The organism is Haladaptatus sp. R4 (assembly GCF_001625445.1).
Classification (GTDB): domain Archaea; phylum Halobacteriota; class Halobacteria; order Halobacteriales; family Haladaptataceae; genus Haladaptatus.
In genome coordinates this window covers 47,649-71,290 of the sequence record NZ_LWHG01000021.1, presented here as the reverse complement: position 1 = coordinate 71,290, position 23,642 = coordinate 47,649, and the positions used below count along the sequence as shown (strand labels likewise).

25 protein-coding genes, 1 tRNA gene and 2 pseudogenes are annotated in these 23,642 nt (G+C 62.4%); 6 read left to right on the top strand and 22 right to left on the bottom strand.

Annotation, left to right across the window (positions count from 1 at the left end; genetic code table 11):
• Positions 1 to 88: 88 nt before the first annotated feature.
• Positions 89 to 730, bottom strand: coding sequence for a hypothetical protein (locus tag A4G99_RS09845; RefSeq protein WP_066142784.1), 642 nt, complete (start codon positions 728 to 730; stop codon positions 89 to 91).
• Positions 731 to 942: 212 nt separating this feature from the next.
• Here A4G99_RS09845 and A4G99_RS09840 point away from each other — a divergent pair, with 212 nt between their 5' ends.
• From A4G99_RS09840 to A4G99_RS09830, 3 genes are all read left to right on the top strand, one after another.
• Complete coding sequence (locus A4G99_RS09840) at positions 943 to 1,359, top strand: ester cyclase (protein ID WP_066142781.1); 417 nt, start codon at positions 943 to 945, stop codon at positions 1,357 to 1,359.
• Between the two features lie 57 nt (positions 1,360 to 1,416).
• Positions 1,417 to 2,289 (top strand): helix-turn-helix transcriptional regulator, encoded by an 873-nt coding sequence (locus A4G99_RS09835; RefSeq protein WP_066142778.1) that lies wholly within the window; start codon positions 1,417 to 1,419, stop codon positions 2,287 to 2,289.
• A gap of 68 nt (positions 2,290 to 2,357) precedes the next feature.
• Positions 2,358 to 3,446 carry a M23 family metallopeptidase gene (locus A4G99_RS09830; RefSeq protein ID WP_066142775.1) on the top strand — a complete coding sequence of 363 codons (1,089 nt, stop codon included), beginning with the start codon at positions 2,358 to 2,360 and terminating at the stop codon, positions 3,444 to 3,446.
• A 19-nt stretch (positions 3,447 to 3,465) separates the two neighbouring features.
• Here the strand turns inward: A4G99_RS09830 and A4G99_RS09825 are convergent, their stop codons facing one another.
• From A4G99_RS09825 to A4G99_RS09795, 7 genes and pseudogenes are all read right to left on the bottom strand, one after another.
• The gene (locus A4G99_RS09825; protein ID WP_150123085.1) at positions 3,466 to 4,026 is read right to left on the bottom strand and encodes a hypothetical protein; all 561 of its coding nucleotides are present in this window, start codon (positions 4,024 to 4,026) and stop codon (positions 3,466 to 3,468) included.
• 117 nt (positions 4,027 to 4,143) lie between these two features.
• Positions 4,144 to 5,184 carry a hypothetical protein gene (locus A4G99_RS09820; protein WP_066142769.1) on the bottom strand — a complete coding sequence of 347 codons (1,041 nt, stop codon included), beginning with the start codon at positions 5,182 to 5,184 and terminating at the stop codon, positions 4,144 to 4,146.
• The gene (locus A4G99_RS09815) at positions 5,181 to 6,200 is read right to left on the bottom strand and encodes a lipid II:glycine glycyltransferase FemX (protein WP_066142767.1); all 1,020 of its coding nucleotides are present in this window, start codon (positions 6,198 to 6,200) and stop codon (positions 5,181 to 5,183) included. The genes A4G99_RS09820 and A4G99_RS09815 overlap by 4 nt, the downstream gene beginning before the upstream one ends.
• A gap of 5 nt (positions 6,201 to 6,205) precedes the next feature.
• Complete coding sequence (locus tag A4G99_RS27130; protein WP_255359086.1) at positions 6,206 to 7,819, bottom strand: alkaline phosphatase family protein; 1,614 nt, start codon at positions 7,817 to 7,819, stop codon at positions 6,206 to 6,208.
• A 568-nt stretch (positions 7,820 to 8,387) separates the two neighbouring features.
• Positions 8,388 to 9,752 (bottom strand): annotated as a pseudogene (locus A4G99_RS27125) (asparagine synthase-related protein); the annotation flags it as partial.
• A 456-nt stretch (positions 9,753 to 10,208) separates the two neighbouring features.
• Positions 10,209 to 10,664 (bottom strand): thiol-disulfide oxidoreductase DCC family protein, encoded by a 456-nt coding sequence (locus A4G99_RS09800; RefSeq protein ID WP_066145094.1) that lies wholly within the window; start codon positions 10,662 to 10,664, stop codon positions 10,209 to 10,211.
• Between the two features lie 281 nt (positions 10,665 to 10,945).
• The gene (locus tag A4G99_RS09795) at positions 10,946 to 11,167 is read right to left on the bottom strand and encodes a hypothetical protein (protein WP_223301811.1); all 222 of its coding nucleotides are present in this window, start codon (positions 11,165 to 11,167) and stop codon (positions 10,946 to 10,948) included.
• Positions 11,168 to 11,309: 142 nt separating this feature from the next.
• On the opposite strand from A4G99_RS09795, the gene A4G99_RS09790 reads away from it, so the two are divergent.
• Positions 11,310 to 11,666 (top strand): hypothetical protein, encoded by a 357-nt coding sequence (locus tag A4G99_RS09790; protein ID WP_190303735.1) that lies wholly within the window; start codon positions 11,310 to 11,312, stop codon positions 11,664 to 11,666.
• Here A4G99_RS09790 and A4G99_RS09785 read toward each other — a convergent pair.
• From A4G99_RS09785 to A4G99_RS09775, 3 genes and pseudogenes are all read right to left on the bottom strand, one after another.
• Positions 11,663 to 12,806: pseudogene (locus tag A4G99_RS09785) on the bottom strand (NAD(P)/FAD-dependent oxidoreductase). The gene A4G99_RS09790 and the pseudogene A4G99_RS09785 sit on opposite strands and share 4 nt — an antisense overlap.
• An 80-nt stretch (positions 12,807 to 12,886) precedes the next feature.
• A complete protein-coding gene (mvaD, locus tag A4G99_RS09780) occupies positions 12,887 to 13,861 on the bottom strand; it encodes a phosphomevalonate decarboxylase MvaD (RefSeq protein ID WP_066142761.1) in 975 nt (324 codons plus the stop codon).
• A gap of 66 nt (positions 13,862 to 13,927) precedes the next feature.
• On the bottom strand, positions 13,928 to 14,125 hold the full coding sequence (locus A4G99_RS09775) for a hypothetical protein (RefSeq protein ID WP_066145087.1): 198 nt from the start codon (positions 14,123 to 14,125) through the stop codon (positions 13,928 to 13,930).
• A 119-nt stretch (positions 14,126 to 14,244) separates the two neighbouring features.
• Here A4G99_RS09775 and nth point away from each other — a divergent pair, with 119 nt between their 5' ends.
• Positions 14,245 to 14,931: an endonuclease III gene (gene nth / locus A4G99_RS09770; RefSeq protein ID WP_066142758.1), complete on the top strand. Its 687-nt coding sequence runs from the start codon at positions 14,245 to 14,247 to the stop codon at positions 14,929 to 14,931.
• Positions 14,932 to 15,659: 728 nt separating this feature from the next.
• Here nth and A4G99_RS09765 read toward each other — a convergent pair.
• Together A4G99_RS09765 and mvk are read right to left on the bottom strand one after the other, a co-directional pair.
• A complete protein-coding gene (locus A4G99_RS09765; protein ID WP_066142755.1) occupies positions 15,660 to 16,412 on the bottom strand; it encodes an isopentenyl phosphate kinase in 753 nt (250 codons plus the stop codon).
• Positions 16,409 to 17,392 (bottom strand): mevalonate kinase, encoded by a 984-nt coding sequence (mvk, locus tag A4G99_RS09760; RefSeq protein ID WP_066142752.1) that lies wholly within the window; start codon positions 17,390 to 17,392, stop codon positions 16,409 to 16,411. The genes A4G99_RS09765 and mvk overlap by 4 nt, the downstream gene beginning before the upstream one ends.
• 204 nt (positions 17,393 to 17,596) lie before the next feature.
• On the opposite strand from mvk, the gene A4G99_RS09755 reads away from it, so the two are divergent.
• Positions 17,597 to 18,916, top strand: coding sequence for a methyl-accepting chemotaxis protein (locus tag A4G99_RS09755; protein ID WP_066142749.1), 1,320 nt, complete (start codon positions 17,597 to 17,599; stop codon positions 18,914 to 18,916).
• A gap of 118 nt (positions 18,917 to 19,034) precedes the next feature.
• Here the strand turns inward: A4G99_RS09755 and rpsB are convergent, their stop codons facing one another.
• The 9 genes from rpsB to A4G99_RS09710 form a co-directional block, all read right to left on the bottom strand.
• On the bottom strand, positions 19,035 to 19,811 hold the full coding sequence (gene rpsB, locus A4G99_RS09750) for a 30S ribosomal protein S2 (protein ID WP_066142747.1): 777 nt from the start codon (positions 19,809 to 19,811) through the stop codon (positions 19,035 to 19,037).
• Entirely contained in the window at positions 19,808 to 21,019 is a 1,212-nt protein-coding gene (eno, locus tag A4G99_RS09745) for a phosphopyruvate hydratase (protein WP_066142745.1), read from the bottom strand. Before eno ends, rpsB begins: the two co-directional genes overlap by 4 nt.
• Positions 21,016 to 21,198: a DNA-directed RNA polymerase subunit K gene (locus tag A4G99_RS09740; RefSeq protein ID WP_066142743.1), complete on the bottom strand. Its 183-nt coding sequence runs from the start codon at positions 21,196 to 21,198 to the stop codon at positions 21,016 to 21,018. Before A4G99_RS09740 ends, eno begins: the two co-directional genes overlap by 4 nt.
• Complete coding sequence (locus A4G99_RS09735; protein ID WP_018128667.1) at positions 21,198 to 21,398, bottom strand: DNA-directed RNA polymerase subunit N; 201 nt, start codon at positions 21,396 to 21,398, stop codon at positions 21,198 to 21,200. Before A4G99_RS09735 ends, A4G99_RS09740 begins: the two co-directional genes overlap by 1 nt.
• Before the next feature lie 12 nt (positions 21,399 to 21,410).
• Positions 21,411 to 21,806 carry a 30S ribosomal protein S9 gene (locus A4G99_RS09730; RefSeq protein ID WP_066142740.1) on the bottom strand — a complete coding sequence of 132 codons (396 nt, stop codon included), beginning with the start codon at positions 21,804 to 21,806 and terminating at the stop codon, positions 21,411 to 21,413.
• Positions 21,800 to 22,237: a 50S ribosomal protein L13 gene (locus A4G99_RS09725; protein WP_066142737.1), complete on the bottom strand. Its 438-nt coding sequence runs from the start codon at positions 22,235 to 22,237 to the stop codon at positions 21,800 to 21,802. The genes A4G99_RS09730 and A4G99_RS09725 overlap by 7 nt, the downstream gene beginning before the upstream one ends.
• Positions 22,234 to 22,587 (bottom strand): 50S ribosomal protein L18e, encoded by a 354-nt coding sequence (locus tag A4G99_RS09720; protein ID WP_066142734.1) that lies wholly within the window; start codon positions 22,585 to 22,587, stop codon positions 22,234 to 22,236. Before A4G99_RS09720 ends, A4G99_RS09725 begins: the two co-directional genes overlap by 4 nt.
• A 27-nt stretch (positions 22,588 to 22,614) precedes the next feature.
• Positions 22,615 to 22,699 (bottom strand) — tRNA-Leu (locus A4G99_RS09715).
• Between the two features lie 195 nt (positions 22,700 to 22,894).
• Complete coding sequence (locus tag A4G99_RS09710) at positions 22,895 to 23,641, bottom strand: DNA-directed RNA polymerase subunit D (RefSeq protein WP_066142731.1); 747 nt, start codon at positions 23,639 to 23,641, stop codon at positions 22,895 to 22,897.
• Position 23,642: the final 1 nt, after the last annotated feature.

Sequence of the window (23,642 nt, the reverse complement as noted above, 5' to 3'; positions counted from 1 at the left end):
TACTCGGTTCGCCGTGCGTCATCTTAACGCGGTGGTCCGAAGCGAAAGTAAAAATCACCGCACGAGACGGTGGGGCTGTTCCGGCGATTCAGCAATCCTGGTCGGAATCGTCGTCGCCCGACTTTTCAGTCGTTTTCCCGTTCGATGTGCCGCTGTCGTCGGATTCTCCCTCGGTCGTATCGTCATTCGACGATCCACTGTTCTCGGATTCGGTATCGGTCGACCCGCCGTCGTCGGTCGTTTCGTCGGCCGAACCGTCCTCGGTTTCGGTCGTGGTCGTCTCGTCGCTCCCGTCGTCCCCACCGGACTCGCTTCCGTCAGTGGTCGTCGTGTCGGAAACGGAACTGGCGGTTCCCTTGGCGATGACGGTCGATTCGTCCGGTGTGAGCAGGGCGACGACGTCCTCGTCGTCGTTGTTCAGGACCTCCCCCTCGTAATCGAACTTCACGTCCGCTTCCGGGACCCGTTTCGCACCGGTTGCGACGATAAACGACTGGCCGTTGCCGATGACTGTGTCGTCCGGCAGCGTCCTTCGCTGGTCCGTGTCCGGGTTGCCGTACTCGAACGCAACGACGTAACCGGAGACGTCCACGTCGTCCATCGACGTGTTCTCGAACACGACGAACTCCTCCTCGGACGCGACTTGCGTGAGTTCGATGGGGAGTCCGTTCTTTCCGATAACCTGCGTTGCACCGGCGCCGACGGCGGCGAGCGTTGCGACTGCGCCCAATACGTTGCGTCGTGTTGTAGGCATGTGCAAACGGACGAATACGTTCAACCAACTAAAAATGCATCTAAACTATACAGTCATATTCGTTGACTTATTGTATCAGTTCGGTTATTAGTTGAATATCCGACTGATACACACGTTCGGCGCGGATCTCGGGCACGATCCGGTCGCCGGAAACGTAACGCATCGGGACGACGATTGATCGGACGAACATGACGAGCGCCAACGAACACGAAGATCGCGTTCACCGCCTCTACGAGGGAGTATGGAACGGGGAGAATCCCGGCATCGCAACGGAACTCGTCCATCCCGAGTACGTCATTCACGACCGGGATCTCGCGGAGGAACTGCGTGGACCGGAGTTGTACACGGCGCTTGCGGATTCGACCCGCGAGATCTTCCCGGACATGTCGTTCACCATCGAGGATTCGTTCGCGGTCGAGGACAAGGTCGCCGTTCGCTGGACGATGGTCGGCACGCAGGACGGGGCGATGGTCGGCATCGAACCGACGGGAACGGCGGTGACGCTCCGCGCCATCGAGATCGACCGGTTCGAGGACGGGCGTCTCATCGAAACGTGGACGCAGAGCGACATGCTCTCGCTCATGGAGCAACTCGACGCGGTGTGAATTGTCGGGCTAAGGGAAGGGTTTACGCCTCTCGACGCTCGAATGCGGATACCGAACATGGGTTCGCCAGAGGACGCGACCGACCCGGCAGCGGCATTCAGTACGTTGAGCGACTCGACGCGTGTCGAAATCGTTCGAGAACTCTCGAACGCCCAGCGCGAATCACCGGGGGACCCCGCTCTCCCCTTCGCGGAGTTGCGGAAAGGCGTCGGCGTCCGGGATTCGGGTCGGTTTCTCTACCACCTGAAAAAACTCCGCGGTCACTTCATCGAGAAGACCGAGGAAGGGTATCGGCTCAACTACGCCGGTATCGAGATGGCTGCGTCCATCCTCGCCGGGACCTACACCGAACGCGAAACGCTCGGCCCAGTCGAACTCGACAGCACGTGCATCGACTGCGACGAAACGGCCGTCGGACGGTACGAAAATGGAATCCTCTCGGTCGCTTGCGAAAACGACCACCTGTTGTTTCAGTGGGGACTGCCGCCCAACGCTGCGGCGGACGCGACGGTCGGAAAACTGGTCGAACTGGCGACGACGTTGGTGTTCCACGCCGTCGAACTGTCGCTGGTCGGCACCTGCCCGAAGTGCTACGACCCGATGACGACGGCCGTCGAACCGGTCGAACCCGAGCGACTCGCCCCGCGATTTCGTGCGAACTGCGGGACGTGCGGTTGTCTCATCATCGGCCCTGTCGGATTCTGCCTGCTCGGTCAGTCGGATGTGGACGCGTTCTACCACCGTCACGGGCGGTCCGTTCGGTCCTCCTACCTGTGGGAACTCGAATTCGCGGGGAACGACGCGTCGCTCGTCTCAGAGGGGAACAACGGACGATACGTGCTATCCTTTCGGCTCGACGACGAGGAGCTATCCGCCACCGTAGACGACACCGCCCACGTGGTGGAAACGACTCGTCGGACGGTGGGGTAATTGTCAGATTTCCAATCGAAGAATCGTTCGCCAAACACTGAAACGACTGACCGGCCCACCTATTCCCGATGTCCAGGGCACGCAGTCCGACCGATTCCGGAGACGGTGGAGAATCAAATCGACGGAGCGGTCTCCTCAAAAAAGTTCCCGACCCGACGAACCTCTTCCTTCTCGGCTTCGTCTCGATTCCCGGCTATCTGTTCGAGTCGCTTCGCCCGCTCCGACGGTGCGCGCTCTTCTTTCTCTTCGGGTTGTGGCCGTTCGTTCGCATGGTCGCTCCAGCACGGGTGAACGGCAGTTCTCCGACGGACTGGATACGGTTCAGCGAGGCACAGCGGAAATGGTGTATGGTCCTGTCGGTCCTTTTCATGCAGCTAAATCCCTTCGTACAGGGAAAGAGCCTGCTTCAGTTGGGCGGCCACATTCTCATCCTCGCCCGACATCGCGGCCGACTTCCGAATCCGGAACGATTCGAGCAGAGTACGTCCTTCCATTTGCCGTTCGCCGATCCATCCGATTACGACGCCGCTGACGGTGCCGCCCTTCCCGATTCGTGCGACGATACGTGGACAGTCGCCAACGGCAGCCCGAACCGTGAGAACTCCCACTCGTGGGGAGTCCTCACGCAACGGTACGCTTACGACTTCGTGATAACTGATGGGGACGGCAACACTCACACGGGCGACGGGTCACGTCCGGAGGAGTACTACTGCTTCGGTGAGCCGATTTATGCGTCCGCGGACGGTGTCGTCGTCGAAACACACGACGGCCACCGCGACCACGGGCGGGTGGACGGGTGGTTCGACGTCTTCCAACGTGATATCCGAGGAAACTGGGTCACCATCGAACATGCCGACGGCGAGTACAGCGTCTCGGCACACCTCCGGTGCGGTAGCGTCGAGGTGGCTCCGGGCGACCGTGTCGAACGTGGGCAGCAGATCGGTCGTTGTGGTCACTCCGGTAACTCCACCGAGCCACACCTGCATTTCCACGTCCAGGACCGACCGAACTTCTATCTCGGGATGGGACTCCCGATTCGGTTCGACGGTGTCGTCGCCCGCGACGGCAGGAAGACGGACGAGCGGGACGATTTCGACGAAACACCCACACGGCAGTACATCACCGCCGGACAGCGCGTGATTCCGGCGGACGATTGAACGGTCCAGAAAACGGTATTCACCAACCGTCGGCCGAGATGCCGTCGTCCTCGTGGAGTTTCGCGAAGTCGAACGTATGGACATCCGTGGACCGAATCGTGTAGGAGTCTTCGTAGACGTCGATGACGTCGAATCGGTTGTTCGTCTCCCGGACTTCGGCCCTATCGTCCAACTGTACGCGGTTGAAATCCGTTCGGGACGTCCACGTGTTCAGACAGCCAGTGCCCTCTTCGCTGCTGTCGAAATTCTTTCCACAGACGCCGAGGAGATACTCGACGGTGAATCGAGCGGACAACTTGTGGTGGCGGTCTTCACTCACGACGATATCGTCGGGGGAGCGAACGCTCCCCCCGACGAACGCCGGGTCGTATCTGCCGAAAATCCTTCCGTCGCCGTGGTCAAATCCGATCCAGAGTGGCTGGTCTATGTAGGTTTGATTGCCGTACTGCCATTCGAGGGAGATGGCCTTGAGTTGGAGTTCGCCCGTCTTCGCAAGCCCGACCTTGGACAGGCAACTCCCGAGACTTCCGGTCGTGAACGCGACCCCCGAAGCGGCGAGGACCTGTCGTCTGGAAGGCATGGCGGATCGGTTGCGTTCGGATAGCATAAACTTTCAGGAGGTCGGGTATCGAACGGTATTCCGAAAACAGAACCCACCGACGGTCGAGCGGACGTTACTGGAGTTCCAACGCGCCGTTCACTCCTCGTTTCGATTACGGAACAGGTAGAGACCCGTTCCGAGGATGCCGGAGAGGGCCGTCATCACGCCCAACCCGTCCTGTCCGACGGGCGAACTGGTCTGCGTTCCCGGCCCGCTGGCGACGGTTTGCGTGGCCGTGTCGTTCCCCGCCGATTTCTCGGTGGTTTCCGCCGTCGTGGTCGTCGTGGTCGTACCGGTCGAGGTGTCGGTGGACGTGGTTGTCGTGGACTTCGTCGTCGTCGTTCCCGTCCCGCTTCCTCCCCCGGACCCGCCGCACTGTCCGGCGTGGATGACGACCGGTTTCGTCATGTTCAGCGACGCCCACTGACTCCCCTCCGAATCGGTCGAAAGTGCCCGCCAGTTCTCGACCTTTCCGGCGTAGTCCCGCTCCAAGTGCTGGCCGTACAACCGCGCCTCCTCGTTGAACGCGGGATGTATCGTCACGCTATCGTCGGGGGTCAGCCCGCGGAACGCACCGCCGTCGGCACCGCCGCCGTGTTTTGCATCGCTCGCCCACGTCCAATCGACGTCCCACTCGTCGTCCGCCTTTTGGAACGTGTCGTAGTTGGTCGACGCGTTGTACTGATCGTCGGCCACCGCCCACTCGCCGTCGTCCGGAAGGCCGGTGATGTGGAACGTCACCGATCCGCCGCCATTGCTCCCGCGCTTGCCGTGCATGAAGACGAGGCTCGTCCCCTTCGGCCCGCGGTAGAGGTAGAGTTCGCTGGTTTCGGCCCGTTCGAGCGCGCTCGCCGGGCCGTAGGAACTGTACCAACCCTTCGGATCGGTGTCCGACGAACGGTAGTTGTAGAACTTCTCGACGGGCAAATCGGAGGTAATGACGGCGAGCGGAACGCAGGTATCGCCCTGTTGAAGGGCGTACTTCGAATCCGTGACGTGTCCCGTCTGAACGAGGTTGTCGCCAGCGCCGTCGGCGCTGGCGATTGTGACGCCTCCGACACCGACTCCGACGGCGATTCCCGCGACCGTGCGGAGGAAGGTCCGGCGGTTCAGGGACGTCCGTCGAGTTCGGCTCATTCCGAAACCACCTTGAGCGCGGAGGGAAGCCGTCGGTACACGCCGGTCACGGCCTGCATCCGGGTCGATTTTCGCTGGACGGTGTGATAGGCGACGGGTTCCGGCCCGAACTTCGATTTGTACCGGCAGAGGCGGGGCAGGTTGGCTCCCACGAGGTCGTATCGGGTCAGGCCGCGCTCCTGTGCCTCCTGAATGATGTGCCAGTCCAGCAGGTCGTTGATGGGGAACTCGACGTCGGATTTCGCGCCACCCTGCCATCGATAGATGGTGTCGTCGGTTTCGAGCGTCACCATGCCGCCCAGAATCTCGCCGTCGCGCTCGCAGACGTACGGCCTGACACAGCCATCGGGGAGTCGCTCGTACAGTTCGGTGACGAACTCGGGGGTGATCCGGTAGTCCTTCCCCTGTGCCGCGTGACGGTCCTGAATCTGGGTGATGACCGCTTCGATTCCCGCCACGCCAGCCTCCCGAATCGTACAGCCGTCGTCGCGGTTCTTGACGTTGCTCCGGGCGTCACGGCTGAACTGCATGAGTAGGTCTTCGCCCGTCAAATCGAGGATGTAGGTGTAGGAGGGGGACACGTCGAAACCGTTCCACGAGAACGGTCGGAGGTCGGTGTACTCGTCCACGGTTCGGACGTCCACGTACGCCGGGTCGATTTCCGTCTCGATCCATTCGATCGCGCCGTCGATGAACTCCCGGTGTCGCCGTTCGGCCTTCCGCTGTTTCAGCTTCGCAAAGTTGAGCAGCGTCGGACCGAGGTAGTACACTTCGAGGTGCGGTGGCGGCGAGTACACCATCCGAAACGGTCCTTTCGTCGTCACGAAAATCGGGAACAGCCCGACCGGCTCCTGCCCTTTGTATCCGACGAGGAATCGAACCTCGGTGTTCGACGTTTCCGCGAGGTACGTGAGCGCCTCGCGGCGATGAAACGGGGTCGGCCCGTCAGAGCGTTCCACGAGGTTGTTCCATCGTTCGAGCGTGCTATCGTCCGCTTCCTGAATTTCTATCGTCATTTGTCTCACTCCAGATATCCGAGTGCCGCGAGTCGGTTCGCCATCCGGTCGTCGGATGCGGTCTGTTCGTCGGAATCGGTCCGTTCGCCACCCGTCGTCCCGCCCGTTTCCCGTCGCGTCGAGTACCCTTCCTCGCCGACCGATTCGACCGGCGAGAGAACGTCGCCGTCCATTTCGGTGCTCTTCGGTATCCCGAACAGCGCGAGCACCGTCGGCGTCACGTCGAAGAGGTGTGCGTCGGAAATCCTTCCGTGGACGCCGTCGCCAGCCATCGCAACGATACCGTTCCGCTTGTGGTTCCACGGTTGGCCGGGTTCGGCGAACTCGTGGCCCGAAAGCTCCGCCGAGAGGAAGTTGTCGAAGTCCGTCGGCACCGTGACGATGTCCACCGCGCGCTCGGCCTCCGGCCCGTCGAAGTAGGCTTCTCGGCGGGCCACGTCCTCGAACACTGGAGTTCCGTCGGGCGCTTCGACGTCGGCGAGCAGGTCGATGAGTTCCGACCGGAGCGACTCGTATCGCTCCGGTGGAACGACGCCGTCGGGGTCGCGTCCCGCCAAGTTGATTCGGACGCCGCATTCGATCCTGGCACGCATGTACGCCTGCGAGGCGGGGAAGTCCACCTGCCGACTGCTCGCCCGGACGACCCCCGACGGGACGAGTTCGGACGCGACCCCGCGAAGTCCGACCGTGTCCAACAGCTTTCCCGCCCGATGGGTCGTGAGACCGACTTTTGCCGCGACGGCGGTCAGTCGTTGGAGCGGGTCATTCGTTCGTTGGAGCGGGCCGCGGCGGTCGTCCGGATCGCCGCGACCCGCCTCGTCCCCGCCGTTCCTGAGTTTCGACTCCCGGGTCGGAACCCACGACGGCATGCCCTCGCCACCCTGTGAGACGGCCGTGTAGCCGTGATCCGTGAGGAACTCGTTGACGTAGAAGCCCGTCCCCGTCATCTCCCCCATCCCGTGGTCACTGACGACGAGCACGGTGTCGGGGTTGGTCGCGTCGAGGATTTCCCCGACCTGCTCGTCGACGGCCTCGTACACCGCCCGAACCGTTTCCCGCTCGTCGGGGAACTCGTGGAACACGGTGTCGGTCTGCTGGAACTGCACGAAGCCGAAATCGGGCTCGAAGCGGTCGGCGAGATACCGGAACGCCCCACCGCGGGACTTCACGACGTCACGATACTCGGCGGCGGCCTCCTCGGGCATCGCGTCTGTCGTGTCGGGATAGATCCGGTACTCCCCGATTGCCTCGCGGAGTTCGGCGAGCAGGTTCTCGGGGTGACATGCCGGTGATTCCGGAGCCATGTATCCCGGCACGAGCGCGCCCTCGAAGTCGCGTGGCGGGTGCGTGACCGGGACGTTGACGACGACGCTCCTGATCCCGTGCCGTGAGAGGTGTCCCCAGAGCGGTTCGGCCCGAACGTCGTCGCCGTCCACCACGTTCCAGTCGTACCCCTCGTAGTCCAGAAAGCTGAACACGCCGTGCTTGCCGGGGTTCACCCCGGTAAACAGCGACGGCCACGCGCTCGGCGTCCACGGCGGGAGTTGGGATTCGAGCGGGCCGGACACCCCGTCGTCGAACAGCGATTCGAGGTTCGGGAGCGCCCCCGTCTCGAACATCGGTTCGAGAATCGGGCGACACGCCCCGTCGAGACCGATCACCAGCACGTCCAACCCGTCCTCGCTCACTCCCCGTCACCTCCGTCGGCGGTCGCAGTCGAAGACGTGGTCGCTCGGTGGTCGGTCCGGAGGGGGCGCTCAACGGGGTCCCGCCAGCATCCGAGTCACCACCGATCCGTTTCGTGACCGGCATCTCCAACAGGGTCAACAGCGTGTACAGTTCGACGGCGTTGTCCTCGCCGCCGAGGTGGTCCTCGTAGCATCGGTTCACGCCGTCCCAGTCGAGGAACGGGAGGGAGTCCACGAGGTCCCGGTCGTCCGCGAGCGCGTCCCGAACGAACTCGCTTTGCCGCACGAACTCCTCGTCGTCGGGCCACGGTCCGTGCGTGCACCACGGTCGCGGCGGTTCCTCCCTCTCGAAGAGCTTCCACCGAAGCGCGTTCAGGTGTTTACCGGCGTATTCGACCGGGAACGAGCGGTCGATTCGAACGCCGGATTCCGAATGCGGAACGGCGGCGAGACGCGAATCGAACCGCTCGATGGCGCGGTGCATGAGGTTGCGCCGAAGCTGATATTGGATGGGCATCGAGAGATGGAGGTCGATGAGCCGGTTGTCGAGAAACGGCGTCCGGTACGGTCGAATCTGTCGGAGGCTGTTCGTGTAGATGAGTTCGGTGTCGTTCGACAGCGGGTAGTACTCGCCACAGAGGACGAGTTCCCGCATCGACCGGTATCGGACACCGTGGTGGTCGATTTCGCCGTCCGCCGTGACGGAGATGTTCTCCCGGAGGACCGATTCGACGTCCACATCGCCGTCGAAATAGCTCGGCGTCTCGACCGCCAGTCCGTCGATGAACTCGTCGATCGTCCGAATCCGATCTTCGACCGGAAGCGTGACGTTCCCGAACGAACCGAGCGACAGTTTCGGCGACGGTATCTGGTGGCCCTTGAACAGGGTATCGGCGTACAGACCCGAGAGGAGTACGTCCACCGTTCCCGTGAGTTCCTCCGCGAACCCCGTCGGATACCCCTGTTTGTACCAGCCGTCGAAGTTCGAGAGCGACGGGTTACGCTCCAAGCTTCGCCGTCGATAGTCGTCGGTGCGGGGCAGGAAGAGGAGTTCGTTCCCGGCGGCCGCCGCGATTCGGTCGGCGATCCGCGCCTCGCGGTTTCGCCAGTCGTTCATGTGAAAGCCGATCACTGGCTGGTTCATCGCGGACATCACCAGGCGCGAATCGCTCCCGCCGCTCAACAGCAGTCCGTACGTTCGATCCTCCCGTACCCATTCGTCGATGATTCGCCGGAACCGCGAGACGAACTCCTCGACGAAGTTCTCGAACGGTTCGTCTCGCGGGGTGAATTCGGGCCGCCAGTAACAACGTGACTCCGTCGTGTTCCCGTCGTCATCGACGGTCGTGACCGACGCGGGCGGGAGCTTTTCGACGCCGGAGAGCGGCGTCGTCACGCCGAACGACCGTTTGAACGCGAGGTACTCCGCGAGGTAGTCGCGGTCGAATTCTGGGTCGACGCCGGGGTATTCGGCGAGCGTCTGAATGTCGGTCGAACACACCAGGGTGTCGCCCACGCGGGTGTGGAACAGGGGATACGAACCCAGTCGGTCGGTCAGCAGGGAGACGGTTCCGTTCTCGCGGTCGTAGACGATGCCCGCGAACTGTCCGTTCACCCCTTCGACGAAGTCGATACCGTACGATTCGTACAGGTTCGCACAGTACGTGGGGGAGTCGATGGAGTCCGGGCGTGCTTGGTAAGAGCCGTTCCGCTCGAAGCCGTACACGTCGCCGATGATCCACACCAGCGTGTCGCCGGTGACGGTTCGGGCGGGTTGCTCGTCGGCGAGGAGTCGGTGGAATCCGCTGGTCACGGCGACCCGTTCGTCGGCGAACGAGTCGGTTCGCTCTCCTCCCCACTGCATGCTCGGAAACTCGTCTAAGCCGACCCTTCGCGGACCGAACGCACCGAACAACCCTACCATGTGCCTTTCCCTCCGGAAACCACCCGTCTTCCCTTCTCCTCCGTAGTTCCAGCGTAGTGGTCGTTAGTCCGACCGTTCGATGGCGGCGGTTGGGCGACCCGTTCTCCGGAACGACATCCTGACTCGATTTGGTGTGGCCTTTCGTTCATCCGTTCTCACTGAAATTCAACTGGCGGTACCGAACCATTGTTATACGCGGCCTGTGGCCGATGTGCGTCATCCTACCGTTGAATCAGTGGGTGCGAACGGACGGGAAGAAGCAGCCTACCCGCTGGGTAGGGGAGTGCAAACGTGTTGGTAGGAGAGATCAAACCGGAGCGTAAGGACGGTCAAACGCGAGTAGGGGATGCCAAACGTCGTGAATGTCGAATCAGACGGAGTCGAGAATAACGGAATTCAAACGGAGTCGAGCGAGCGCTCCACGAACCGCTCGCGGATTTCGGGAGGCGGTATCGGACACTCGTCCTTCCGGCCGAAGATTCGGTAGCGGTATTTCGCTATCAGGTCGTACACCGGGTCACGAACTGCCTCAGGAAGATAGATAAGCGGGTACAGAAGCGGCCACGGACCGTCGAGTTCCCGACAGACGCGAAGCGCGGCGGTCGAACGGGTGTAACAGTTCTCGCCGTCCACGAGCACGAACGAGTCGAACTCGTCCATCGGGAGGTCGTGGCGGGAGAGGAGCGATTGCCCGACTTCGGACTGAAGCGGCGCGAAGCGGAACGTTCCCGCCTCGTCGAACCGCACCGTGAACCGAACGACAGCGTTACAGAGGTTACAGACGCCGTCGAACAGCAACACGGGGTGATCGGGCCCGTCGGTGGGTTCTTCGGAGTCGGGTTCGGTTGCCATCTGTTCGTTTCGACGTTCGGCCTCCTGGGCGATAGATTCGTCGGAATCGACCGTGTTGGGTACCAACTGTCGAATTCGACCGTCTGGGGCTATTCGCCGACGCGCTGCTCCCAAACGAGGCGATGGCTCGTCGTGGCGTTCTTTGCTCTACTCCTCATCTGAGTAACCGAGCGGGGACTTCGCGGCAGTTTGCGTCGCGCCTAACTCCCCGTCGCGATTTCGTCTCAAAAGTGAACGTCGTGGCACGCAGTGAATTCTCAATCCGTTCGAGTAGCGGTTTCTCAGTCCGTTCGAATGTTACTGGTCGCACATGCGCAGGTGACTGTCGGGTCGAGAACGTCGTCGATGGGCATCTCCTCGCCGCATTCCGTGCAGACGACGGAGGGTCCCGAGCGACGATAGCGCTCCCGGTAGTACTCCAGTGCGCGGGTTCCGACTATCGCCGCGGCACCGGCCCCGACTGCGCCAAGCAGTATCGTGTCGAGTGTTGGTTCGCGTGCCATGATGAGCCAAGGAGGAGCCAGTACCTTAAAGTTGATGCTGGATTCGTTCGGTATACATATTTCGGCCCACCCTTCGGCCCTACCCTTCGGCCGAACCACAAGCGGTTCATATAAAAACAGGTTCGTCGTAAAGGGAATCACGATGCTATCCTTCATCGGTTCCGTCGTCGGCTTCATCGTGAGCCTGCTCATCGGTGCCCTCGGCATTTACATCGGTGCGCGGGTCGTCACGGGAACGGACGACTACGGTTACGCGCTCATCACTGCCATCGTCGGCTCGGTCATCGGTGGAATCGTCGCGGTACTGCTCGGCTGGCTGTTCGGCTGGATCGTCATCCTCGTCGCGTGGATCTGGGTCATCAACTGGCGCTACCCCGGCGGTTGGGGCAACGCCATCGGGATCGGCCTCATCGGCTGGCTCTCGGTCGTCGTCATCACCTACGTGCTGGCCATCCTGGACGTCCTGACGTTCTCCTCGCTCGGGATTCCGGGAGTTTAGTCGCCCAACTCTTCTCCGATCAAATCGACCGCGTTTCGAACCGCACCCACCGACGAGAGATATCCAGCGCCGACCGTCGCTTTGAGCGCCTTCGCCGCCGTCCCGGTGACGACCGTCGGGCCGACCTGTGCGACCGCACCGTCGCCGACCGAGACGAGCCATCCCGGCGAGTTGAACGTGAACTGATCGAGGCGCGGGTCGAACACGTCGTCCCTCCTCGACCAATCGAACGATGTTGTCGGCGACGACGCGCGCTTCCCGCACGGCCGACTGTGCGCTCGCCGGAACCGCCTCGCCGTCGCCGTCCACGACCTGTGCGGCATCGCCCACGACGAAGGTTCCGTCGCCGAGTCGAAGCGTGCTATCGACGCGGGCGCGGTCTCCGTCCATCGCGTCCGACCCGCGGATGCCGCCCGTCCAGACGAACTCGTCGTAGTCCAGCGTCTCGCCGTCCGCCAGCGTGATCGTCCCGTCGTCGGCCCGTTCGACTGCCGTCCCGGTTCGAATCTCGATGTCGCGCGCTTCGAGTTGCTCCCTGACCGCTTCCTGAAAGTTGGCGGGGAACGCGGGTGCGACGTGGTCGAACTGTTCGAGCAGGACGATTTTCACGTCCATCAACTCCTCGTCGGCGAGGGCGGCCAGTTCACCCGCGACCTGCACGCCGGACAGCCCTGCTCCACCGACCACGACGCGTCCGCCGTCGGCGTCCAGAAACCCCTCCCGAATCTCTTCGGCGTGGTCGAGTCGCTTCAACGGAATCGCATGTTCCTCGACGCCGGGGAGGTCATAGAAGGCGGTTTCGGCACCGAGACAGACGGCGGCGTAGTCGTAGTCGAGTTCGTCAGGGTCGTCGATGTCGAGTTCGTCGTCGGCATCGTCTGCAAGGACGACGCTTCCGTCGTCCGGGTCCACCGACTCGACGCGGGTTTCGCGTATCTCGCAGTCGAGGACTTCAGTCAGCGGAATGGAAATTTGGTCGGCGAGCGACGGCCGTCGGATGACCCGATGGAGTTCGTGTTGGACGAGGTGGTGTCCGGTCTCCTCGACGACGACCAGATTCGTCTCGTCGGGAAGTTCTTTTTCGAGTTTCCGAGCGAGGGCCAGACCGGCGTAGCCAGCGCCGAGAACTGCGATTTGCATGCGAGGCATAACGGGCGGGAAGGTGAAAGGCGTACTCCCCGCATAAAATGAGAGGTCGAAAACCGGTCGGTCTCTCGGTCTCAGAACAGCGCGTCTTCCTCGGGGAGGATTCGGGCCGGTCCACCGACCTTCCAACTCATGGTCTCGACGCCGCAGTCGGCGATGGCGTCCTCCACCTCATCCACGTACTCGGCCGTCGTGTTGATGTAAACGCTCGCACCCGTGTCGGTGGAGTAGTAGGCCGGAACGCCCTCTTCGTTGCGGAGTTCCCGAACCGTGTCGAAGATTTCGAGCGTTTCGGGCTTCCAGTACACCCATCCCGCCGGACCGGTCATCGTCGTCGCGGCGAGCGACAGCGAGTCGTGTTCGGCCGTCTCGAACACGCGGTCGAAGTCGCCCACGCGGAGCGCGTCGCGCATCTCCACGAGTTGGTCGTGGATGTGGGCCAGTCGCGCCTCGAACATGTGGCTGTCGGCGGCCTCGCGGTGGGCCTCCTCGGTTTCCTTGTACGCTGGGACCAGTCCGGCGACGATGCGAACGTCGTCTTCGAGCGGCGACTCAAGTCGCTCGGAACGGCAGTCGTGGTCGTTCAGGCCCATGTGGAGGTCCGAGAACCCGCCCGTCACGGCGCGGGCCGCGGAGGACGACCCGAGACGCGCGATAGTCGAGATGTCCGGACGCGAGAGGTCGAGACCGGCGGCCTCCACGGCGGCCATCGCGGCGGCGGCGAATCCCGACGAAGAAGAGCCGAGGCCGACGTTCGAGGGGAAGCTGTTCTCGCTCTCCAATCGGACGCGGGTGTCGATTTCCGCGAGCTCCCGAACGCGCGAGACGACTTTGCGAACGCGGTCAGCGGCGTGGCCCGTCAGTTCCTCGCCGTCGACGACGAAGGTGTCCGATTCGAACGACTCGTCGAACTCGACGGTCGTCGTGGTGTTGCTCGGCGCGGTACAGACGCTGATGCTGTCGTGGTACGGGTATCGCTGTTCCTCGTCGCGCATCCCGTGGTACTTGACCAACCCCTGAATCGGGTGGGCCTTCGCGGTCGCTTTCATACGGAGATGGCTGTGTGACTGGCGTTTAAACTCTCTGGATTTCGAGCATCGGAGTGAGGCGGATTCTCAGAAACGCCGTGCGATTTCGTAGGCGAGCGTCGTCGGAAGGAAGACGGCGAGGAGGACGAACGTGATCTCGTCCGTCGTCGGCCCGGACCCCGTCCACGCGCTGTAGAAGTAGAGAGCGCCGACGGCGAGCACGCCGACGACCGCCGCGACGTAGTTCGGGTCCGTCCACGAAACGGGGGCGCTATCGGTGGCCATGCTCACCAGTTGGGAATCCCGCATGATGGTTCTTTTCCCGCTCGGAACGTCGAAACACCGAATCAGCAAACCACCGAAACACCGAACCACTCAAACCGACGCCCTCCGAGGACTCCGACATGGGCGTCCCACTCGACACGCGGGAGGAACAACTGGACGAAATCGTGGACAGGCTGTACGACGAATATCCCGATGCGACCATCTCGCTGAACTTCTCCAATCGACTCGAACTGCTCATCGCCGTGATGCTCTCGGCCCAATGCACCGACGAGCGCGTGAACAAGGAGACCGAACACCTGTTCGAGAAGTACACGTCGGCGGAGGACTTCGCGAACGCCGACGTGGACGAACTCGCGGAGGACTTGAACTCCATCACCTACTACAACAACAAGGCGAAGTGGATCAACAGCGCCTGTCAAACCATCATCGAGGAACACGACGGCGAGGTGCCGGACACGATGACCGAACTGACCGACCTCACGGGCGTCGGCCGGAAGACTGCCAACGTCGTGCTCCAGCACGGCCACGATGTCGTCGAAGGAATCGTCGTGGACACCCACGTCCAGCGACTCTCGCGCCGATTGGGGCTGACCGAGGAGAAGACGCCGAAGAAAATCGAGGAGGACTTGATGACGTTCGTCCCCGAGGAGGACTGGCAGTGGCTCACCCACCTGTTCATCAGCCACGGCCGGGCGACCTGCACGGCCCGAAATCCGGACTGCGAGGACTGTATTCTGGAAGATATCTGTCCCTCCTCGAAACTCGACAACGACACAGACCTCGCCAGCGGCGAATCGTGGGCGTGAAGGAGTTAACGGGATTCATACTGAAGAGAAGACGATTTCGAGATATCTATCGCGCTCGCTACGCACAGGAGTGTTTGCTGGATTTGTGATTGCAGTTGTTGGGGAGTAGACTACCTCGAAAGCCCCCGCCCGCTCGCGGCCGCTCCACGAGATATTCTGGCCGCTCAGCAACGCCCGGCCAGAATAGTTGCTCGTGGAGACGACCACGCAAGCGCGAGCGGACGGCCCCTTTCAATCCACCCACACCACCGCTACCGCCCCGCCTCCGCACCGCGCCACGACCCTCCCCAGCCGATTCCTCCGGGAGAGCTTCGCTCTCCCGTGCTCTCGTTCACTCCTTCGTTGTTCACGAGAACTCCGCTCGTCGCTAGCGCTCCTCGGTCGTCATCCCTCGCACGCTATTGACACCGGCTGTCGGCCGAACGCTGGCCTCCAACCGGTGTCAGCGCGCGCCACTCGGTTGGACAGAATATGGGATATAATCAATGCACGGCGCGCGAAGGCGCACGCCAGTGCGCCCGCGCGAGGGATGAGCGGCACGACTGGAAGGAGTGCCGGGAATCGGCTGGGGAGGATTGGGCGCAGTGCGGAGGCGGTCTTCATTGTGGCTCGGCATCTGTAACCGTAACACCGACAGAAACCTCTCGTAACAGGCGGACGGGACTTTTTGGGCCCCTTTCTATTCACTGTTACTTCGTTCTCATAAAAGTCGTCTCGCAGCGATTTTCCTACCCGTCGATTCTCGTTCCCGGATTGTCCCCGGCCAGAAACGCGCGCACGTCGTCGGGACCGAAAATCGAAGCGGGTGCGCCGAGTTCGAGCAGCGCGTTCACTTTCCCGGCCATGCCGCCGGTCACGTCGGTGGATTCGCTCTCGCCGAGCACGTCCGCGACTTGGTCGTACGACGTAATCTCGGGAATCACGGCGTCCTCGTCGTCCAGCACGCCGGGGACCGTCGAACAGAAGCCGACGCGGTCGGCGTCGAGTTGGCGCGCGACGGACGCGACCAGTTCGTCACCGCTGACGATGGTGACGCCCTTTCCCTCGTGAATCACGACGTCGCCGTAGAGCACCGGGACGAACCCTTCGCCGAGCATCGTCGCGATTTGCTCAACCGGCAGCGAGAGGTTCGCGTCCGAATCGCGGGAAGCGACCGAAAACGGGTGAACCGGAACGGCCGGAACGTCGCGTTCGTGCAGTCGGGAGAGGACGAACTGATCGAGGGTTTCCATCGCGCCGTGAATGTCGATGACGGCTTCGATATCTGTGCTGCCGACCGTCTTCGAAACGCCGTGTTTGCTCGCGTGGTGGTGGCCGAAACTCCCGGCACCGTGGACGAGCACGAGGTCGTCCGTCTGGCCGCCACTTCTGCCCTCATCCACTGCGTCCGCGACGAAGTCCAGCATCTCCCCGTCCAACGTGTCGGGGCGGTCCTTGTCCGTGATGACGCTCCCGCCGAGTTTGAGGACGGTGAGGCTCATTCGACGCGCACCCCTTCGGTATCGAGTTCGGCGCGGAAGGCGTCCTCACACCCCGGCGTGAATCGGAGCGCCGTCTTCGTCTCGTCCGTCGGGTCGAGCGCGACGATACAGCCGCCGCCACCGGCACCCGTGAGTTTCGCGCCGAGCGCGCCCGCGTCGCGGGCCGCCCAGACCATGTTGTCGAGCGAGCGCGAGGAGACGCCGAGCGCCTCCAGCAGACCGTGGTTGAAGTTCATGAGCATCCCGAGCTTCTCGATATCGCCGTCGGCGAGCACCTGCTCTCCCTGCCGGACGATGTCACCGATGCTCTCGACGGTCTCCGCCGCGAAGTCGTACTCCTCGCGGAGCGCTCGGACGCCCGCGACGAGTTTCCCGGTGTCGCCCGCGCCGCCGTCGAAGCCGACGACGATGGGCAGGTCGGGTGCGTCGATCTTCCGGCAGTCGTCGCCCTCGACGCGGACCGCGCCGCCGGTCGCACAGCAGAACGTGTCGGCGCGGGAGGCTTCCCCGTCCTGTACCGCGAGTTCGGCCCGATACGCTCGGTCCGCGAGTTCGTCGCTCGAAAGCGTTACGCCCAGTTCGCGGGTCGCGGCGTCTATCGCGGCGACGGTGACCGCGGCCGAGGACCCGAGTCCCGCACCGAGCGGGATGTCGCTCTCGACGGTGATGTCGAAGCCCGCATCCGGCGTGTCGGTCGCGTCGCGGACTTGCTTGACCGACGCGTCGATGTACCCGGTCGCCGCTCGGACGAGCGACTCGGAGACGTTCACGTCCGGCGTTTCGTCGGCACCGCGACCGTACTCGATGGTGAACCCATCGAGACTCAAATCCTCGGCGTTGACGCGCAATCGGTCGTCATCGCGCAGTTCGACGGTCACTGTCGCTCGGCGTTCGATGGCACACGGGACGGCGGGTTCGCCGTAGACGACGGCGTGTTCCCCGAAGAGATACACTTTCCCGGGGGCGCTGGAAACGGTCATGTTCGTGGCTCCGCACCGGGAGATAACAGGGTTTTCGGACTCCGGTCCGCTCACGGCGGACAGGGTTCCGGACGGATTCGAGATTCGTCATACGATCGTCTGAAATGAAGCCGTCCGAACCGAATCTCTCCGTAGTCAGTCTCGTTGCATCATTCCCAAAATATATACTGATTGGTTGTATCCGTTCGAATACATAATCTGTCCATGGGAACTGAACAATCGGTACGAAACGAAATCTACCCCGGCGGCGACCTCGATGCTGGTGCGTTTTGGCGTCACGCGTTCGAAAGTCTCGTCACGAGACTACCCGAGCCCGTGTTCGTCGTGGACGAGCACGGAACCATCACCTACTGGAACTCCGGTGCGGAGGAGTTGACGGGCTACTCCGCGAGTCGGGCGATCGGCATGCCCTCCTACGAACTGTTCGGGACGGACGGTCAAGACGAAACGCTCGCCGAAACGGTGGTCCGGACCGGCCAAGTCGTCCGAGAGTCGGATATTCGTACGGCACCCACGGCGAGCGGCGGGACGATCCACGGACGCGCTCTCGGTGTTCCGATCACCACCCCGGACGGTGAGACGGTCGGTGCCGTCGAAGTCATCACCCGCGTCACCGAACTCATCGAACAGCGGGAAGCCGTCCGCGGGTTGCAACAACAGATGTCCGAAGAGGTCGAAGGCGCGGTCGCCGAACTCCGTGATTCCGCCGCGGACGTCGCGGAGGATTCCCAGTCCATCCGGGAGCTAACTCGCGATCAATCCGATAACCTCGGCGATGTCCAGTCGGAAGTCGCCACCTTCAGCGCGACGATCGAGGAGATCGCCGCCAGTTCCGAGGAGGTCAGTAGCCAAAGCACCGAGACCAAAACGCTTGCCGAGACGTCAGCCGACGCGGCCGCCGACACGCTCGCCACGGTCGACGAGGTTTCCGAGAGCGCGGAGGAAGTCGTCACCGACGCGAGCGAACTCGAAAACCGCATCGACGAGATCGACGAAATCGTCGAAGTCATCGACAACATCGCGAAACAGACCAACCTCCTCGCGCTCAACGCCAACATCGAGGCCGCACGCGCCGGATCGGAAGGTGACGGCTTCGCCGTCGTCGCCAACGAGATCAAGGACCTCGCCGAGCAGTCCAAAGAGCGCGTCGACCAGATAGAGTCCATCGTCGACGACATCCGCGAAACCGCACTCGACACGGTCGAAAGCATCGAAGAGACGAACGATGGTATCGTCACCGCGACCGAAGAAATCGAAACCGTCGTCGAAAATCAGCAGTCGATCGTCTCCGCGATTCAGGAAACCGACGTGGGAATCACCGAAATCGCCGACGCGACCGACGAACAGGCCGCTAGCGCCGAGGAAATCGCGAGCATCATCGACAACAGCGTCCGTCGAAGCGAGACCGTCTCCGATTCGGTCGAGCGCATCGCCACGGCAAACGAACAGCAGACCGAGATGGTCGCCGACTTGGAACAGCGGATTCACTCCCTCGAAGCCGAAATCGAGCAGTCGCTGAACTGAATCCCGGACCTCTTTTCCAGCGTCAGCGGAATACTACCCCGATATCGGTGATTCTCGAACGCCGTCGCTATCGACCATCGAGTTCGGAAAAGGCACAAATCGCGTCGAAAAACGTCGTTTAAATCTCGCTCTCGAAATCGTCGAGCGAGTAGGCAGGTTCGGCACCGCGGCGGTCGAGCGTCTCGTTGGCGAGCAGCCAGTAGACGACCGACAGCGCCTTGCGACCTTTGTTGTTCGTCGGGACGACGAGGTCCACGTTGCTCGTGGAGTTGTTGGAGTCACACATCGCGATGACGGGGATGCCGACCGTGATGGCCTCTTTGACCGCCTGTGCGTCTCCGATGGGGTCCGTGACGACCACGACGTCCGGCTCGATGTAGCCGTCGTATTTCGGGTTCGTCAGCGTACCCGGGATGAATCGACCCGTGCGGGCACGTGCGCCGACGGCGTCGGCGAACTTCTCGGCCGGGAAGCGACCGTACTGGCGCGAGGACGTGACCAGAATCTGCTCCGGGTTGTAGTCGGCGAGGAAGTTCGCCGCCGTACGGATTCGCTGGTCGGTCTTGCTCACGTCGAGGACGTACAGACCGTCCGTGCGAACGCGGTGGATGAACCGCTCCATGTCCTCGGTCTTCTGCTGGGTACCGATGTGGACACCTGCGCCGAGGTAGTCCTCGACGGGAATGAGGAGGTCTGCCTCCTCGTCGCCGAGGACGTCCTCGTCGAACTGCGGTTCTTCTTCTTCGGTCTCGTCCGCCTGTGCGGCGACGTCGTCGTCAGGGTCGACGTCCGGTTCCGCACCGGACTCGCCGGTCGGTTCCGCGTCGATCTCCTCTTCCGCGGCGTCGAGACCGTCCGTTTCTTCTTCTACCTGTTCGGATTCGTTATCGCTCATAATCGTGATACGTTCTGCTCGATTCGGATGAGTTCGTTGAGCTTTGCGGTTCGCTCGCCGCTGACCGCGCCCGTCTTGATGAACGGTGCGTCGGTCGCCACGGCGAGGTGTGCAATCGTCGTGTCCTCGGTTTCGCCACTACGATGCGAGATGACCGGGTCGTACCCGTTCTCGATCGCCAGTTCGACGGCATCGAACGCGTCCGAAAGCGTGCCGATCTGGTTCGGCTTGATGAGGATGCTGTTTCCGGCACCCTTCTCGATACCGTCCGAAAGTCGCTCGACGTTGGTGACGAACAGGTCGTCACCACAAATCAGCGTCTTGTCACCGACCTTCTCGGTGAGTTTGGCGAAGCCGTCGTAATCGTTCTCGTCCAACGGGTCCTCGACGTATGCGAGGTCGTACTCGTTCACGAGGTCCGCGAGATAGTCGATCTGTTCGTCGGTCGAACGGGTTCGGTCGCGGTACTGGTACTCGTCCGCGTCGGCATCGTACATCTCGGCTGCGGCCACGTCGATGCCGAATCGAATCTCGAATCCGAACTCGTCGGAAACGGTCGAAGTGGCTTCCTCCATGAGTTCGAACGCGTCGTCGTCGTCGATGGACGGTGCCCACGCACCTTCGTCGCCTTTGCCTGCCGGAATGTCCCGCTCGGCGAGGATGTCCGCGACCTCCTGGTGGACGGCCGCGTTGGCGAACACCGCGTCCTGGACGCTCGGCGCACCGACGGGTGCGGAGAGGAACTCCTGAATCGCCGTCGCGTCGGCGGCGTGTTCGCCACCCCCGATGACGTTCCCGAGCGGAATCGGGTAGTTGTCGCCACGGAACGCACCGCCGAGGTGCTGATACAGGGGTGCACCGAGCACGTCCGCCGCGGCCTTCGCGGCGGCCATGCTGATGGCGACGGCGCTGTTCGCGCCGATCTCGGAGAAGTTGTCCGTCCCGTCCGCAGCGCGAAGGGTGCGGTCCACGTCGCGCTGGTCGCCGACGAAGACGTTCCCTTCGAGTCGTGGGATCGCATGCTCACGAGCGGAGGCGATCGCCTCGCTCGTATCGAGTTCGATCGCCTCGTACTCGCCCGTACTCGCGCCGCTCGGTGCGGCCGCACGGCCGAATCCGCCGCTCTCGGTCAACACGTCGGCTTCGACCGTCGTGTTGCCACGCGAATCGAGTATCTGACGGAGCCGAACGCTCTCGATGCGCGTCATTCTGCCCCCTCACGTCGAACCGAGAACGGTAGGACGCCAGCGTCGTACTCTTCTGCTGCGATGAGTATCGGCTGGGACTCCTCCGTTTCGACGAGAACGGGTGCGCCGTACGATACCTGCAGTGCGCGTGCACCGAGGATTCGGGCTTTTTCGTATCGGGAGTATTGTTGTTGGGGCATTACTGATAGGGTGCGACGATGTCCACGAGGTCTTTGTGTGCGACGAGCATCCGTCGGCAGCAGTGGCGTTCGACACCGAGGTCGTCGAGGACCTTACCGGGGTCTTCGTTACCCATCTGCGTCTCGGCGCGCGCCTTGTACTCCTGCCAGTGTTCGCTCACTACGTTACCACACGTGAAACACCGGACTGGAATCATCATGGGTTGATCACCTTAACGGTAGGACTTCTGGTAGCGGGCGCGGGCACCGGGTCCGCCCCACTTCTTCGGTTCGGACTGGCGGACGTCGTTGACCAGCAGGGAACGGTCGAACTCCATGAACGCGTCACGAAGTTCGGCGTCGCCCATGAACTGGACGAGGCCGCGAGCGATGGCGGTGCGGACGGCGTCTGCCTGTCCGGTGATGCCGCCACCCGAAACGCTCACTTCCACGTCGACTCCCTCACGCTCGTCGTCCGCGATGCGGAACGGTTCGAGCATCTTGAGGCGAGCCATTTCCGGTTCCACCAGTTCGACTGGCTTCGAGTTGATTCGTACACGACCTTCGCCGTCCGTAACCGTGGCGCGAGCGATGGCCGTCTTCTTCTTTCCGCTCGTGTTCGTTACCATGTGACGTTAGCACCTAGGTAGTCGCTGACTTCGCCCAGCTGGACGAAGCGGATGTTCGAGAGTCGGTCCAACGACGTCCCGTTGAGGACTTCGCCGTCCTCGTCGTACGGGTTGCCGACGTAGACACGCACGTTCTCGAAGGCTTCTCGCCCTCGCGGCTTCTTGTACGGAACCATTCCCCGAATCGCTCGCTTTGCGAGCATGTCCGGACGCTTCGGGTAGTACGGCCCCTGATCGGAGCCGAGGTTGACGCGCGTCTCGAATTTGTCCAGTACGTCCTGTTTGCCGCCGGTGATGATAGCTTGCTCGGCGTTGACGACGGCGACCGTCTCGCCGTCCAATGCACGCTGTGCAACCTTGCTTGCGACGCGACCGAGAATACAGTCGCGTGCGTCGACGACGACATCTGCGTCGAATTCTGCGATACTCATCGAATCACCCGGACGTTGGAACCGCTGGGATTTTGTTCGATTGCCTGTTCGAGTTGGATCGGTTCGCCGTTTGCCTGCTGAATCTTCGTCTCCGCAGTCGACGAGAAGTCGACCGCAGCAACAGTGACGTTCTTCTGCAGGACGCCGCTACCGAGAACCTTACCGGGTACGATGACGGTCTCCTCTTCCTCCGCGTACCGCTCGATGCGGCCGAGGTTGACCTCTGCGTGCGTACTCCGTGGTTTCTCGAGGCGTGCTGCAACGTCGGTCCACACGTCGGCTCCCGAATCACGGGACACCGACTTGAGTTCGGCGATGAGACTACTGAGCCTCGGATTAGTTTTACTCATGCTACTTCCTCCAGTACAGAGAACGGATGCAGGGAGCAGGATTTGAACCTGCGGACTCCTACGAGACAGCGCCCTGAACGCTGCGCCGTTGGCCAGACTTGGCTATCCCTGCACGCTAAGAACACGTGCGTACCCTCGCGGGCAACACAGTGTTGTCCGTGGCCCTTAAAACCACTTTCGATTGTCGAGGCATTTCGTGCCTCGATTTCCGCGGACGGGAAGCGTCCGCGAGCCCGTCGAACCCGGGAGTTGACACTCCCGGTCGAATCGGCGGACACGTCAGGGAGGTTGTAAGGGCCGGTCATGGTTATAGTTGAATTGCCTGTTCGAGTTCGTCCGCACGTTCCGTGAGCGAATCGACGGCCTGTGTCACCAGTTCTTCGACGGTGAACGAGCCGTCACTTTCGACGTGGAACACGAACGCGTTCGGTACGTCGATGACCTCGACTTCCTTACCGGGGAACCGCTGTGTGAGGTCGTGGTCGAACGCCTCCGTCGGAACGAGTTCGCCATCGTCTTCGATGACGCCGCGAAGGATTCGCGGCTCTTCCTCCTCGAACTCGTCCCGGTCGCCGACGACTTCGACGCGCTGCAGGTGACGATAGCCGACCGCGACGCCACCTTGGTGTTTGGTGTGTTCCTTACCCGAACCGATCACCGCGTCGGCTTCCAGTTCGAGTCGTTGACCCTCTTTCAGGTCGATGATCGGGACGTTCTCGTCGGCGGGCTGGACCATCTCGTCGGAACTGATGAGGTCGCCCGAGAACGCGGTTCCCGGTCCCGAAACGTCGAGGCTGAGCGTTACCGTGTCGCCCTCCTCGAACTCTCCGGGTGGCGTCGTCAGCGGGACGAGCCCGAGTCGCAGTCCGATTTGCTCGTCGAACATCACCGAGGAGTTCTCGATGACTCGGAGCGTATCGATGGACAGCGTCGGAACGTCCGCTATCATCGCTCGGCGAATCCCGTTCGCGAACGCCGGAGTGACGTTGCGGACGAGGAATCGCGATTTCCGTTCACCGCGGTCGATGAACTCTACGTCGAAGTCTTCGGTCATG